This is a genomic window from Enterobacter cloacae complex sp. S3 (genome assembly GCF_014930495.1).
Lineage (GTDB): Bacteria > Pseudomonadota > Gammaproteobacteria > Enterobacterales > Enterobacteriaceae > Enterobacter > Enterobacter asburiae_B.
On record NZ_JADBRD010000011.1, the window covers coordinates 22724 to 36581 of the forward strand.

Annotated in this window: 11 protein-coding genes and 4 tRNA genes; 13 read left to right on the top strand and 2 right to left on the bottom strand. The window is 56.3% G+C overall.

What is annotated here, in order from left to right; all coding sequences use genetic code 11:
* The first annotated feature begins 3 nt into the window (after nucleotides 1-3).
* The 13 genes from wecB to IM317_RS06085 all read left to right on the top strand — a co-directional run bounded on the left by wecB (nucleotide 4) and on the right by IM317_RS06085 (nucleotide 10767).
* Nucleotides 4-1134, top strand: coding sequence for a non-hydrolyzing UDP-N-acetylglucosamine 2-epimerase (wecB, locus tag IM317_RS06025; RefSeq protein WP_033146913.1), 1131 nt, complete (start codon nucleotides 4-6; stop codon nucleotides 1132-1134).
* Nucleotides 1131-2393 (top strand): UDP-N-acetyl-D-mannosamine dehydrogenase, encoded by a 1263-nt coding sequence (gene wecC, locus IM317_RS06030; RefSeq protein ID WP_033146912.1) that lies wholly within the window; start codon nucleotides 1131-1133, stop codon nucleotides 2391-2393. The genes wecB and wecC overlap by 4 nt, the downstream gene beginning before the upstream one ends.
* The gene (rffC, locus tag IM317_RS06035) at nucleotides 2390-3067 is read left to right on the top strand and encodes a dTDP-4-amino-4,6-dideoxy-D-galactose acyltransferase (RefSeq protein ID WP_033146911.1); all 678 of its coding nucleotides are present in this window, start codon (nucleotides 2390-2392) and stop codon (nucleotides 3065-3067) included. The genes wecC and rffC overlap by 4 nt, the downstream gene beginning before the upstream one ends.
* Nucleotides 3068-3071: 4 nt before the next feature.
* Nucleotides 3072-4202 carry a dTDP-4-amino-4,6-dideoxygalactose transaminase gene (gene rffA / locus IM317_RS06040; protein ID WP_023309640.1) on the top strand — a complete coding sequence of 377 codons (1131 nt, stop codon included), beginning with the start codon at nucleotides 3072-3074 and terminating at the stop codon, nucleotides 4200-4202.
* A gap of 1 nt (nucleotide 4203) precedes the next feature.
* Nucleotides 4204-5454, top strand: a complete 1251-nt coding sequence (gene wzxE / locus IM317_RS06045) for a lipid III flippase WzxE (protein WP_033146910.1) — start codon at nucleotides 4204-4206, stop codon at nucleotides 5452-5454.
* Nucleotides 5451-6530: a TDP-N-acetylfucosamine:lipid II N-acetylfucosaminyltransferase gene (locus IM317_RS06050; RefSeq protein WP_033146909.1), complete on the top strand. Its 1080-nt coding sequence runs from the start codon at nucleotides 5451-5453 to the stop codon at nucleotides 6528-6530. The genes wzxE and IM317_RS06050 overlap by 4 nt, the downstream gene beginning before the upstream one ends.
* Nucleotides 6527-7879, top strand: a complete 1353-nt coding sequence (gene wzyE / locus IM317_RS06055; protein WP_033146908.1) for an ECA oligosaccharide polymerase — start codon at nucleotides 6527-6529, stop codon at nucleotides 7877-7879. The genes IM317_RS06050 and wzyE overlap by 4 nt, the downstream gene beginning before the upstream one ends.
* 12 nt (nucleotides 7880-7891) lie before the next feature.
* The gene (gene wecG / locus IM317_RS06060; RefSeq protein ID WP_033146907.1) at nucleotides 7892-8632 is read left to right on the top strand and encodes a lipopolysaccharide N-acetylmannosaminouronosyltransferase; all 741 of its coding nucleotides are present in this window, start codon (nucleotides 7892-7894) and stop codon (nucleotides 8630-8632) included.
* A 197-nt stretch (nucleotides 8633-8829) separates the two neighbouring features.
* On the top strand, nucleotides 8830-10215 hold the full coding sequence (locus tag IM317_RS06065; RefSeq protein ID WP_023309635.1) for an amino acid permease: 1386 nt from the start codon (nucleotides 8830-8832) through the stop codon (nucleotides 10213-10215).
* A gap of 102 nt (nucleotides 10216-10317) precedes the next feature.
* Nucleotides 10318-10394 (top strand) — tRNA-Arg (locus IM317_RS06070).
* Nucleotides 10395-10461: 67 nt separating this feature from the next.
* Nucleotides 10462-10537, top strand: a tRNA-His gene (locus IM317_RS06075).
* Between the two features lie 22 nt (nucleotides 10538-10559).
* Nucleotides 10560-10645, top strand: a tRNA-Leu gene (locus IM317_RS06080).
* 45 nt (nucleotides 10646-10690) lie between these two features.
* A tRNA-Pro gene (locus IM317_RS06085) sits at nucleotides 10691-10767 on the top strand.
* 507 nt (nucleotides 10768-11274) lie between these two features.
* Here IM317_RS06085 and IM317_RS06090 read toward each other — a convergent pair.
* Both IM317_RS06090 and hemY read right to left on the bottom strand, forming a co-directional pair.
* On the bottom strand, nucleotides 11275-12486 hold the full coding sequence (locus IM317_RS06090; protein WP_033146906.1) for an MFS transporter: 1212 nt from the start codon (nucleotides 12484-12486) through the stop codon (nucleotides 11275-11277).
* Between the two features lie 172 nt (nucleotides 12487-12658).
* On the bottom strand, nucleotides 12659-13858 hold the full coding sequence (gene hemY, locus IM317_RS06095; protein WP_008501551.1) for a protoheme IX biogenesis protein HemY: 1200 nt from the start codon (nucleotides 13856-13858) through the stop codon (nucleotides 12659-12661).

Consider the following 13858-nt stretch of genomic DNA (forward strand, 5'->3'; position numbering starts at 1 on the left):
GATGTGAAAGTACTAACCGTATTTGGCACCAGGCCGGAGGCCATTAAGATGGCACCTCTGGTTCATGCGCTGGCCTGCGATCCTGATATTGAAGCGAAAGTGTGCGTCACTGCCCAACACCGTGAGATGCTCGATCAGGTTTTAACGCTCTTCTCCATCGTCCCGGATTACGACCTTAATATTATGAAACCGGGGCAAGGATTAACGGAAATAACCTGTCGCATTCTGCAAGAGCTAAAGCCGATCCTGGAGTCATTCAAGCCTGACGTGGTGCTGGTTCACGGTGACACCACCACAACCGTGGCGACAAGCCTGGCCGCGTTTTACCAGCGAATTCCCGTGGGGCATGTTGAGGCGGGTCTGCGTACCGGCAATCTTTATTCGCCGTGGCCGGAGGAGGCCAACCGCACGTTAACGGGTCATCTGGCGATGTACCACTTTGCGCCAACGGAAAACTCCCGTCAGAACCTGCTGCGTGAAAATATCGCCGATAACAAAATCTTTGTGACCGGCAATACGGTCATTGACGCGTTAATTTGGGTACGTGACCGCGTCCTGGCAAATAGCGAGCTTCAGAAAGAGCTCGCTGCCCGCTATCCGTTCCTTCACAACGGTAAAAAAACCATTCTGGTTACTGGCCACCGTCGCGAAAGCTTTGGCCGGGGTTTCGAGCAAATCTGTCACGCGCTGGCTGAAATCGCCGCGCAGAACGATGATGTGCAAATTGTCTATCCAGTACACCTTAACCCTAACGTCAGCGAGCCGGTTAACCGGATCCTGGGCCATGTCGAAAATGTCCTTCTGATTGAACCTCAGGACTACATGCCGTTTGTCTGGCTGATGAACCACGCCTGGCTGATCCTCACCGATTCCGGCGGAATTCAGGAAGAAGCGCCATCCCTCGGCAAACCGGTGCTGGTGATGCGTGAAACGACCGAACGTCCGGAAGCCGTCAAAGCCGGTACGGTGCGGCTGGTCGGCACCAACGCGCAGCTCATCGTCGAAGAGGTCACGCGCCTGCTGCATGACGATGAAGCGTATCAGGCGATGAGCCGGGCCCATAATCCGTACGGAGACGGGCAGGCTTGTGGCCGTATTTTGCAAGCACTTAAACACAATCGGGTATCGCTATGAGTTTTACTACCATCTCGGTCATTGGTCTTGGCTACATTGGCTTGCCTACTGCGGCCGCGTTTGCCTCTCGTCAGAAACAGGTTGTCGGTGTGGATATCAACGCACGGGCGGTAGAAACCATTAACCGTGGCGAGATTCATATTGTGGAGCCCGATCTTGACCGCGTGGTGAAAGAGGCGGTGGAGGGGGGCTTCCTGCGTGCCAGCACGACGCCAGTTGAAGCGGATGCCTACCTGATTGCCGTCCCCACTCCATTTAAAGGCGACCACGAGCCCGACATGGCGTTCGTCGAGGCGGCGGCAAAATCCATCGCGCCTGTGCTGAAGAAAGGGGCGCTGGTGATCCTGGAATCAACATCTCCGGTCGGCGCTACCGAGCAGATGGCACAGTGGCTGGCCGACGCGCGCCCTGATTTAAGCTTCCCGCAGCAGGCGGGTGAACAGGCGGATATCAACATCGCTTACTGTCCGGAGCGCGTGTTACCGGGTCAGGTGATGGTCGAACTGATTAAAAACGACCGCGTCATTGGCGGTATGACGCCCGTCTGTTCCGAACGTGCCAGCGCGCTGTACAAGATTTTCCTGGAAGGTGAATGCGTGGTGACCAACTCCCGCACCGCCGAGATGTGCAAGCTGACGGAGAACAGCTTCCGCGACGTCAATATCGCCTTTGCGAACGAACTGTCGCTGATCTGTGCCGATCAGGGGATTAACGTCTGGGAGCTGATTAGTCTGGCGAATCGCCATCCGCGCGTGAACATTCTCCAGCCAGGTCCGGGCGTGGGCGGACACTGTATCGCCGTCGACCCGTGGTTTATCGTGGCGCAAAATCCGGCGCAGGCGCGTCTGATTCGCACCGCGCGTGAAGTGAACGACAGCAAGCCTCACTGGGTGCTCAATCAGGTTAAAGCGACGGTAGCGGATTGTCTGGCAGAGAGCGGCAAGCGCGCCAGCGAGCTGAAAATTGCCTGCTTTGGTCTGGCATTCAAACCCAATATTGACGATCTGCGTGAAAGCCCGGCGATGGAAATTGCCGAGATGATTGCCGAATGGCACAAGGGTGAAACGCTGGTGGTTGAGCCGAATATCCATGAATTACCGGCAAAACTGGCGGGGCACTGCACGCTGACGGCGCTGGACGACGCGCTGGCGACGGCGGACGTGCTGGTGCTGCTGGTAGATCATAAAGAGTTTAAAGCGACGTCCGGCGATGCCGTTCGTCAGCAGTATATTGTGGATACCAAAGGTGTCTGGCGTTGAACAGCCTGAATGGGGTGCTCGAGTCCCTGCAGTGGGAGAGTGCCTTTTTCGGCCTGCCGTCGGCCATCGTGCGTCTGCGCGATGACGCGCCGGTGCTGGCTGAACCGGATTTTATCGCCTGGCAACGGGTGCAGGCTAAGATCCCGACGGAGCGTGCCGATCTGCTTGATGCGCTGCAGCAACACGGCTTTCAGCTGGTTGAAGGTGAGGTAGACCTTTCCATTACCCTTACCCGGCACGATGCGTCCGGCGCGGAAATTGCAACAGAGCAGGACATCCCCGCGCTGCGTCAGATGGCGGCCCAGGCATTTGCTCAGAGCCGCTTTCGTGCGCCCTGGTATGCACCTGACGATAGCGGACGTTTCTATGCCCAGTGGATAGAAAATGCGGTCAAAGGCACCTTTGACCACGTCTGCCTGGTTTTTCGTGCAGGGGACGGTCAAATCCAGGGGTTCGTCTCGCTGCGTAAGCTCAACGAGCGCGAGGCGCGTATCGGCTTATTAGCCGGGCGCGGCATGGGTGAGAAACTCATGCAGGCGGCGCTGCACTGGGCGCAACAGCAACAGCTTGTGACGCTGCGGGTCGCGACCCAACTGGGCAACACCGCCGCGCTTAAACGTTATATTGCGAGTGGTGCCAACATCGACGCCACCGCCTACTGGTTATACAGGTGACAAGATGATTCCATTTAACGCACCACCCGTTGTCGGAACTGAACTCGACTATATGCAGTCTGCCATGGGCAGCGGCAAACTCTGTGGTGACGGCGGTTTTACCCGTCGCTGTCAGCAGTGGATGGAACAGCGTTTTCGCAGCGCCAAAGTGCTGCTGACCCCATCCTGTACGGCATCGCTGGAAATGGCGGCACTGTTGCTGGATATCCAGCCCGGTGATGAAGTGATTATGCCGAGCTATACCTTCGTTTCCACCGCGAACGCCTTTGTCCTACGCGGAGCGAAAATCGTCTTTGTGGATATCCGTCCGGATACCATGAACATTGATGAGACGCTGATTGAAGCGGCGATCACCGACAAAACGCGCGCGATCGTGCCGGTTCACTACGCGGGCGTGGCCTGTGAAATGGACACCATCATGGCCATCGCCAAAAAACATAATCTGTTCGTGGTGGAAGATGCCGCGCAGGGCGTGATGTCCACCTACAAGGGACGCGCGCTGGGCACGATCGGCCACATTGGCTGCTTTAGCTTCCACGAAACCAAAAACTACACGGCGGGTGGAGAAGGTGGCGCGACGCTGATTAACGACCGGGCTCTCGTGGAGCGTGCGGAAGTGATCCGCGAAAAAGGCACCAACCGCAGCCAGTTCTTCCGGGGACAGGTAGATAAATACACCTGGCGCGATATCGGCTCCAGCTATCTGATGGCGGATCTGCAGGCGGCGTATCTGTGGGCGCAGCTGGAAGCGGCGGAACGTATCAACCTTCAGCGTCTTTCCCTGTGGCAAACGTATTACGATGCGCTTGAGCCTCTGGCCAAAGCCGGGCGTATTGAGCTGCCGACCATCCCGGCAGATTGCGTCCACAACGCGCATATGTTCTACATCAAGCTGCGCGATAACGACGACCGCAGCGAGCTCATCGCCTGGCTGAAAGAGGCCGAAATTATGGCGGTGTTCCACTACATCCCGCTGCACTCCAGCCCGGCCGGCGAAGCGTTTGGCACGTTCGCGGGTGAAGATCGTTACACCACCAAAGAAAGTGAGCGTTTGCTTCGCCTGCCACTGTTCTACAACCTCGCGCCTGTTAACCAGCGTACGGTAATTAATACCCTTCTGAGTTATTTCGGCTGATATGTCTCTGGCAAAAGCATCGGTGTGGACCGCCGCGTCCACGCTTGTAAAAATTGGCGCCGGGCTGCTGGTCGTCAAGCTGTTGGCCGTCTCATTTGGCCCCTCTGGTGTCGGGCTGGCAGGTAATTTCCGCCAGCTCGTTACCGTCCTTGGCGTGCTGGCCGGTGCCGGTATCTTCAACGGCGTCACCAAATACGTTGCGCAGTATCATGATGATGCGGCTCAGCTGCGCAGAGTGGTGGGTACCTCTTCGGCGATGGTCACGGGTTTTTCGACCCTGATGGCGATTGTCTTTCTGCTGGCGGCGGCGCCCATCAGCCAGGGATTGTTCGGTCATACCCATTATCAGGGGCTGGTGCGTCTGGTCGCGTTGGTTCAGATGGGTATTGCCTGGGCTAACCTGCTGCTGGCGCTGATGAAAGGTTTTCGTGATGCCGCCGGGAACGCGCTTGCCTTAATCCTGGGCAGCGTCATCGGCGTGATTGCCTATTACTTTTGCTATCGCCTGGGCGGCTATGAGGGCGCACTGCTGGGGCTGGCCCTGGTCCCGGCACTGGTTGTTGTGCCTGCGGCATTTATGCTGATGCGTCGGGGCGTCATCCCTCTGAGCTTCCTGAAACCGCAATGGGACACGATGCTTGCCAGCCAGCTGGGTAAATTTACCCTGATGGCGCTCATCACCTCCGTTACGCTGCCGGTAGCCTACGTGATGATGCGAAATTTGCTGGCGGCGCATTATAGCTGGGATGAAGTGGGGATCTGGCAGGGCGTAAGCAGTATTTCCGACGCCTATCTCCAGTTTATTACGGCTTCCTTTAGCGTTTACCTGCTGCCAACCTTATCGCGTCTGACGTCCAGACAGGATATTACCCGTGAGATTTTCCGATCGCTGCGCTTTGTGCTGCCAGCCGTCGCGGCGGCCAGCTTTACCGTCTGGTTACTGCGCGATGTCGCCATCTGGCTGCTGTTCTCGGCGAAGTTCACCGCCATGCGCGATCTCTTTGCCTGGCAGCTGGTGGGTGATGTGCTGAAAGTGGGTGCTTACGTTTTTGGCTATCTGGTGATTGCAAAAGCGTCCCTGCGGATGTATATCCTGGCGGAAATTAGCCAGTTTGCGTTACTGACAGCATTTTCACACTGGCTGATACCCGCGCACGGTGCGCTGGGGGCGGCTCAGGCCTACATGGCAACCTATATCGTTTATTTCGCCGCCTGTTGCGGCGTATTTTTATTGTGGCGTAAACGCGCATGACTGCACTGATTCACATCCTGGGATCGGATATCCCACACCATAACCAGACCGTTTTGCGGTTCTTCAACGACGAGCTCGCATCGGGTAATCCTGATGCGCGTGAGTTTATGGTTGCAGGTCAGGATAAGGGCCTGAGCGAGGCGTTTCCGGCGCTGACGATTCGCTTCTGGCCGGATAAGGCCGCGCTGGCGAAGGCGGTCGTTGCCAGAGCCAAGGCGGATCGTAAGCAACGTTTCTTTTTCCACGGGCAGTTCAATACCGGCCTGTGGCTGGCACTGCTCAGCGGGGGGATTAAACCCTCCCAGTGCAGCTGGCATATCTGGGGAGCCGATCTCTACGAAGTCTCCCGCGGCTGGAAATTCCGTCTTTTCTATCCACTGCGCCGCATGGCGCAGGGGCGCGTGGGCTGTGTGTTTGCCACCCGTGGCGATCTCAACTATTTTGCTAAACAGCACCCGAACGTGCGCGGAGAACTGCTCTATTTCCCAACCCGCATGGATCCGGCGCTGAACGCCATGGCGAATGACGCGGTGCGTGAAGGCAAGCTAACGATCCTGGTGGGGAATTCCGGCGATCGCAGTAACGAACACGTCGCAGCGCTCAGGGCGGTGCATCAGCAGTTCGGCGACACGGTGAACGTGGTGGTGCCGATGGGCTATCCCGCCAACAACGACGCCTATATTGCTGAGGTTCGCCAGCAGGGACTTGCGCTGTTTAGCGCAGAAAATTTGCACATCCTCAGCGATAGGCTGGAATTTGATGAGTATCTTGCGCTGCTGAGAAAATGCGATCTTGGCTATTTCATCTTCGCCCGACAGCAGGGAATCGGCACGCTGTGTCTGCTGATTCAGGCGGGTGTACCGTGCGTGCTCAACCGCGACAACCCGTTCTGGCAGGACATGGCCGAGCAGCATATTCCGGTGCTGTTTACCTCAGACACGCTGAATGTCGAGGTGGTACGGGAAGCCCAACGCCAGCTCACGCTGGTGGATAAAAATAGCATCGATTTTTTCAGCCCGAATTACCTCACGCCGTGGCATCGCGCGCTGCGTATCGCTTCAGGAGACAAAGCATGAGTCAGTTGCAATTCAGCGGCTTACTGGTTGTCTGGCTTCTGAGCGCCCTGTTTATCGCCACGCTTACCTGGTTTGAATTCCGCCGGGTGCGGTTCAACTTTAACGTATTCTTCTCGTTACTGTTTCTGCTGACCTTCTTTTTCGGCTTCCCGCTGACCAGCATTCTGGTCTTCCGTTTTGACGTGAGCGTCGCACCGCCGGAAATCCTGCTCCAGGCGCTTCTGGCGGCGACCTGCTTCTATGCCGTCTACTACGTCACCTATAAAACGCGTCTGCGTTCAGCGCAGGCTGCAGTCCCGCGTCGGCCGCTTTTTACCATGAATCGGGTGGAAACCCACCTGACGTGGGTGATGCTGATGACCATCGCCCTGGTCAGCGTCGGTATCTTCTTCATGCATAACGGCTTTCTGCTGTTTAAGCTCCACTCCTACAGCCAGATTTTTTCGGCCGAAGTCTCGGGCGTGGCGCTTAAGCGTTTCTTCTATTTCTTCATCCCGGCGATGCTGGTGGTCTTTTTCCTGCGTCAGGACAGCAAAGCGTGGCTGTTCTTTCTGGTCAGCACCGTCGCGTTTGGCATTCTGACCTACATGATTGTTGGCGGCACGCGCGCGAACATCATCATCGCCTTCGCCATCTTCCTGTTTATCGGCATCATCCGCGGCTGGATCTCGCTGTGGATGCTGGTTGCAGCAGGCGTGTTTGGCATTGTCGGGATGTTCTGGCTGGCGCTGAAGCGCTACGGGATGAACGTGGCGGGCGATGAGGCGTTTTACACGTTCCTCTACCTGACGCGCGATACGTTCTCGCCGTGGGAAAACCTGGCATTGCTGCTGCAAAACTACGACAAGATTGATTTCCAGGGGCTGGCGCCGATTGTTCGAGACTTCTACGTCTTTATCCCTTCCTGGCTATGGCCGGACCGGCCCGGCGTGGTGCTTAACACGGCGAATTACTTTACCTGGGAAGTGCTGAACAACCATTCCGGTCTGGCAATCTCGCCAACGCTGATTGGTTCCCTGGTGGTGATGGGGGGGGCGTGGTTCATTCTGCCCGGGGCGGTTGCCGTGGGGCTGATTATCAAGTGGTTCGACTGGCTTTACCTGCGCGGCAACGAAGAGACCAACCGCTATAAAGCCGCCATTTTGCACAGTTTCTGCTTTGGTGCCATTTTCAATATGATCGTTCTGGCGCGCGAAGGGCTGGACTCGTTCGTTTCGCGCGTGGTGTTCTTCATGGTCGTTTTCGGCCTCTGCCTGTTGCTGGCCAAACTGTTGTACTGGCTGTTTGACAGCGCAGGTCTTGTGCACAAGCGCGAACGGCAGGGCAGCACAACGCTGTCGCAAGTCTGAGTAAGGATAGTAATGACTGATAAAATTTCTGCACCGCGCTACGCGCTACGTGGCCTGCAGCTTATTGGCTGGCGCGACATGCAGCACGCGCTGGACTTTCTGTTCGCCGACGGCCAGATGAAATCCGGTACGCTGGTGGCCATCAACGCGGAAAAAATGCTGGCGGTTGAGGATAATGCGGAAGTCAAAAGCCTGATTGAAGCGGCTGAATTTAAATACGCGGACGGGATCAGCGTGGTCCGCTCTATCCGTAAAAAGTATCCTGACGCTAATGTATCCCGCGTGGCGGGGGCCGATCTCTGGGAGCAGCTTATGGCCCGCGCAGGTGCGCAGGGTACGCCCGTGTTCCTGATTGGCGGAAAGCCGGAGATACTGGCCCAGACGGAGGAGAAACTGCGTCGTCAATGGATTGTTAATATTGTCGGCAGCCAGGATGGTTACTTCAAACCGGAAGATCGGCAGGCTCTGTTTGAGCGCGTTCGTGACAGCGGGGCGAAAATTGTCACCGTGGCGATGGGCTCCCCGCGCCAGGAGATCCTGATGCGCGACTGCCGTCTGGTCTGTCCTGATGCCCTCTACATGGGCGTCGGCGGCACGTACGACGTCTTTACCGGCCACGTTAAGCGTGCGCCAAAGGTCTGGCAAAATCTGGGGCTGGAGTGGCTGTACCGCCTGCTATCGCAACCGACGCGCATTAAACGACAGATCCGTCTGCTTCGCTACCTCGCCTGGCATTACACCGGGAAAATGTAATCAAAATGTAGCGCGATATGCTATTCGCGCTGCAACTCGCCTGCAAAACTGCTGATAATCTGTGCAATGCATTCATTTTTTTAATGCATCGTTTGCCATTTGGCAGATTTTAGGAAACCATTCGCTCCGTATTTTAGTACCCCTAAAAAACAATACCCGGTATTAAGCCGGGAAACAGCAAACACAATCGAGGATCTATGGCAGAGAAACAACCGGAGCTACAGCGTGGGCTGGAAGCTCGTCATATTGAACTGATAGCGCTGGGCGGCACTATCGGCGTGGGCCTGTTTATGGGCTCCGCAAGCACGCTCAAATGGGCAGGCCCTTCCGTATTACTGGCGTATATTATCGCCGGGCTGTTTGTTTTCTTCATTATGCGTTCCATGGGCGAAATGCTCTTCCTGGAGCCGGTAACCGGCTCGTTCGCCGTTTACGCGCATCGCTATATGAGCCCCTTCTTCGGCTACCTGACGGCCTGGTCATACTGGTTTATGTGGATGGCGGTGGGCATCTCAGAGATCACCGCGATAGGGGTCTACGTCCAGTTCTGGTTCCCGGACATGGTCCAGTGGATACCCGCGCTCATTGCCGTGGGGCTGGTGGCGCTGGCAAACCTGGCCGCCGTGCGCCTTTACGGTGAAATTGAGTTCTGGTTCGCAATGATCAAAGTCACCACGATTATCGTGATGATTGTCGTCGGCCTGGGCGTGATTTTCTTCGGCTTTGGCAACGGTGGACACGCTATCGGCTTTGGCAACCTGACCGAAAACGGCGGCTTCTTCGCCGGCGGCTGGAAGGGCTTCCTGACGGCGCTGTGTATCGTTGTGGCCTCGTATCAGGGCGTGGAGCTGATCGGTATTACCGCCGGTGAAGCGAAAAACCCGCAGGTCACGCTGCGTAGCGCGGTGGGCAAAGTGCTGTGGCGTATCCTGATTTTCTATGTGGGCGCGATCTTCGTCATCGTGACCATCTTCCCGTGGAACGAAATTGGCACGACGGGTAGCCCGTTTGTATTAACCTTCGCCAAAATTGGTATCACGGCGGCGGCGGGTATCATCAACTTTGTGGTCCTGACGGCAGCGCTGTCAGGCTGTAACAGCGGGATGTACAGCTGCGGGCGTATGCTCTATGCGCTTTCGAAGAATAACCAGCTGCCTGCGGCGATGAGTAAAGTTTCACGTGCCGGCGTACCGGTGGCGGGTGTGGCGGTCTCCATTGTAATCCTGCTGATTGGCTCTTGCCTGAATTACATCATTCCTAACCCGCAGCGCGTGTTCGTTTACGTCTACAGCGCCAGCGTACTGCCGGGCATGGTGCCGTGGTTTGTTATCCTCATCAGCCAGCTGCGTTTCCGTCATGCGCATAAAAAAGCGATTGAAAGCCATCCGTTCCGCTCAATTCTGTTCCCCTATGCGAACTATTTGACGATGGCGTTCCTGATTTGCGTATTAATCGGCATGTACTTTAATGAAGATACCCGCATGTCGCTGTTTGTCGGGATGATCTTCCTGGCGGCTGTAACGGCTGCATATAAGCTTTTTGGCCTGGGTCGCCGCGGCACCACGCAGAAAGTGGAGGAATAAGCGGCAAAATGTGCAAACCATAACCAAACGCGCATTTTTTTCAAAAAAGCACTAGACAGCGGGGACGGAGGTACGTAATATCCAGCCCCGCAACGGCGCTAAGCGCCCGTAGCTCAGCTGGATAGAGCGCTGCCCTCCGGAGGCAGAGGTCTCAGGTTCGAATCCTGTCGGGCGCGCCATTTTAGTCCCGGCGCTAGAGCTGCGGTGGTCTGAGAAGTAGTCAGTACCGCGTGAAAGAATACAGTGGTGGCTATAGCTCAGTTGGTAGAGCCCTGGATTGTGATTCCAGTTGTCGTGGGTTCGAATCCCATTAGCCACCCCATTATTTGAAAGAGTTGTGAATTGCGAAGGTGGCGGAATTGGTAGACGCGCTAGCTTCAGGTGTTAGTGTCCTTTGGATGTGGGGGTTCGAGTCCCCCCCCTCGCACCACGACTTTTTAAATGAATTGAACTAAAAATTCAAAAAGCAGTACATCGGCGAGTAGCGCAGCTTGGTAGCGCAACTGGTTTGGGACCAGTGGGTCGGAGGTTCGAATCCTCTCTCGCCGACCAATTTTGAACCCCGCTTCGGCGGGGTTTTTTGTTTTCTGCGAGCTCTCATTCCTGTAGTCATGCCCCGACAGCGCCCTTTTTCTTTGTCGCAATTCAGCGACATGCAACTCATTGAAAATTAAATAAATAACTATTTATGGGTTTTGCTGTCTCCTCCTGGCGACATATTCCCGCCTTTTCCCGATACGTTGTAGAGCCTAAGACGGTGCCAGGCAGCATAATTTCCTTTTATCTTAAAATGTTGCGTCATGTAAAAGTTCTGGGTGTCATGTTGGCACGTTACGTGCAATAATATGCGTGTAGATGCTCATTCCATCTCTTATGTTCGCCTTAGTGCCTCATAAACTCAGGAATGACGCAGAGCCATTTACGGTGCTTATCGTCCACTGACAGATGTCGCTTCGGCCTCATCAGACACCATGGACACAACGTTGAGTGAAGCACCAAATATGTTGTCTTACAGACCTGTTTTAACGCCTGCTTTTATAGCAGGCGTTTTTTTATGCCTTATTCCCGATACAGGCGCATGATCAGGGCAACCATCAGCAGGGCCGATGCCGAGACAGCATAGAGCGCCTGTACGGAGCCAAACCCTGAAGCTACCGCCGCTGCAATGCCGGTGAAAAGAGAGGCGCTGAGCGTTTGCCAGCGCCAGGCTTTACCGCTGGCCGAAGCGGTTTGCGTGAGAGGAAAACTACTGAGTACCCCAAACGTGCCCGCTGCGAAGAGAACATTCGAGGCCAGATGCGCGATAAAGATCATCCCCAGCGCGCATATCGTCCACCCGGACAAAAAAGGCAGCATGCCATAAGCGGCCAGAAAGATGCTCAGGCAAACGATTATTCGCGGCGTGTGGGCCGCAAAGCGCGTCAGGCTCTCTTTTTTTAGCAGCAGGGGGCCACAAAGCTGCCCCAGACTCCTCGCGAAAAGCAGAGGCAAAGCAAGGCCCGCCGCATCCTGAGGACGGAGCTGCTGGGCCAGTGCCGGAAGCAGCGCCATCGCCGGTGAGCCGACGGCGGCCAGCGCCGGCAGGATGAGCAGGCTGCGTTTCTGCCGAACGGTCAACGCCTGCCAGCGTAATGTTGCAGAAACTCCCCTTTCCATAGCGGTGGGATGTGGTGCCGGAGAAAACCGGCGCCCAGCCAGCCATAGCAGTACCACTGACCCGAGAAAGCTGGCGGCATCAATGGCCAGCAGGGTAAACACGGACGTCTTCTGAAACAGCACCACGCCCAGGCCGGTCCCTAACAACACCTGAGAAGCAAAAATCACATTTTCCAGACAGGTTGCAGCGGGCAGCTCCGCTTCGCTAAGTCCGCGCTTAAAGAGCAAAGTCAGCGCGGGCCAGCTCATCCCGCTGAGCAGGGCTTCGGTGGATTGCACGGCGAGCAATGCGGCAACGCTGTGGTAACCCACACCAAGCAGGGGAAAGAGCAGGGCGAGCAGGCCCAGCCCCTCGGTCAGTATCAGCAGGGATATCGGCGAAAAGCGCGAGCACAGCTTTTCGCCGAAGATACTGCCGATGAACCCTGGTACCGTAGCGAAAAGAAAAGCGAGAGTAAGCAGAGCGGGCGGGGCTGACCACGCCAGCAGCAAACCGAAGACCACGACCTGGGTTAAGCCATTCCCCAGTGAAGAAAAGATAAAAGCACAGGCAAGCAGGCGCAGCCAGCGGTGGCAGCGCAGCGCCTGGATAAGCGCATACAAAAGCGAGTTCATTGAGATTTCCTTTCAAAAACGATTTAGTCCACGCTGCAAAATGTGCGCGTGTGTGAAAAAAGGTTAATGAAAAGACATCGTTACATTGGCGGATTCGTTTGCGGATGTGGGTGTAAAGAATGTAGCAGGAGAAAGGCGATAAAAAAAGGAGACCCTCTGGCCTCCTTTTTATTTACTGCTGCGTACCGTTATTTTGCAGCGTTAGCAGCAATCCGTCACGCCGCATGGCGGCTGCCTCTTCCGGCTTGTGCTGCTTGTCCAGCGTATCGGCAAGCCACGCGTAGTCAAACGCGTCCGGACGCTGCTTCAGCGCCGCGCGGAAGGCGAGGCTCGCCTCCTGCCATTCTCCGTGCTTCATCAGCGACTGACCGAGCGTGCTCCACAGCAGCGGTCGGTCACCGACGGTTTTAATCTGCTGACGCAGCACTTTTTCGATTTGCTCAGGATTATTGGTTTTCAGACGCGGGATCACCATCACCAGACGATCGTCATACTGGCGCTTCAGGCCATCGAGGAGGATCTCCTGAGCCGTGTCATGATCGTCACATTCAATAAGATGTTCCGCCATGGCGACCTGCAGAGGAACCTGCTGGCGCGTCTTACGGCTCTGATTCTTCCACCACGTTTTCAGACCGTCGCTGCCCAGGTCGGCGCGCGCCTGATCCATCAGGCCAATCCATGCCAGACGCTGAAGCTCATCACGATGTTCATCGTCGCCCACCTCGGCCTTCGCCATCGACGGAATGATGTCCAGCAGCGAGCCCCAGGCGCCGGTACGAATATACGCCTGCTCGGCAAGACGCAGCACTTCCGGATGACGTGGCGCAACTTCCAGCAGGCGATCGATACCGTGACGCGCCGCGTGATTTTCATTGCGCGCCAGCTGCAGGCGAACGCGCGTGATTTCTACAGGAATCGGGTCGCCGTGGGCCAGCTCTGCCGCCCGCTCCAGATGCTGATTGGCGCGGGCTTCGTCACCGCGCTGCTGCGCCGCTTCGGCAGCGAGCAGATAATTCACCACCGGCTGTTCGGCATGGTCGGCGTTTTTCGACATCAGCTTTTCAACCTGCTGATAGTCACCCTCGGCAAGCTTAAGCAGCGCCTGTTCGGTCTGCTTGCGGGCGCGGCGGCGTTTACGGCCAACGAACCAGCCGCGCGTGTGGGCACCGGTGCGGAAAATACGGCGCAGGATCCACTCGATCGCAAACAGCACCACCACGCCGAGGATCAGAATGATCGTCAGGCCGGTTACGCTGGTTTCAATGTTGTAGTTATCCGTCTGGATCAGGACGTAACCCTGATGACCCGCAAGCATAGGTCCCAGCACGATCCCGGCGATCAGCAGGATGAAGAGTAAGAGAACTTTTAGCAT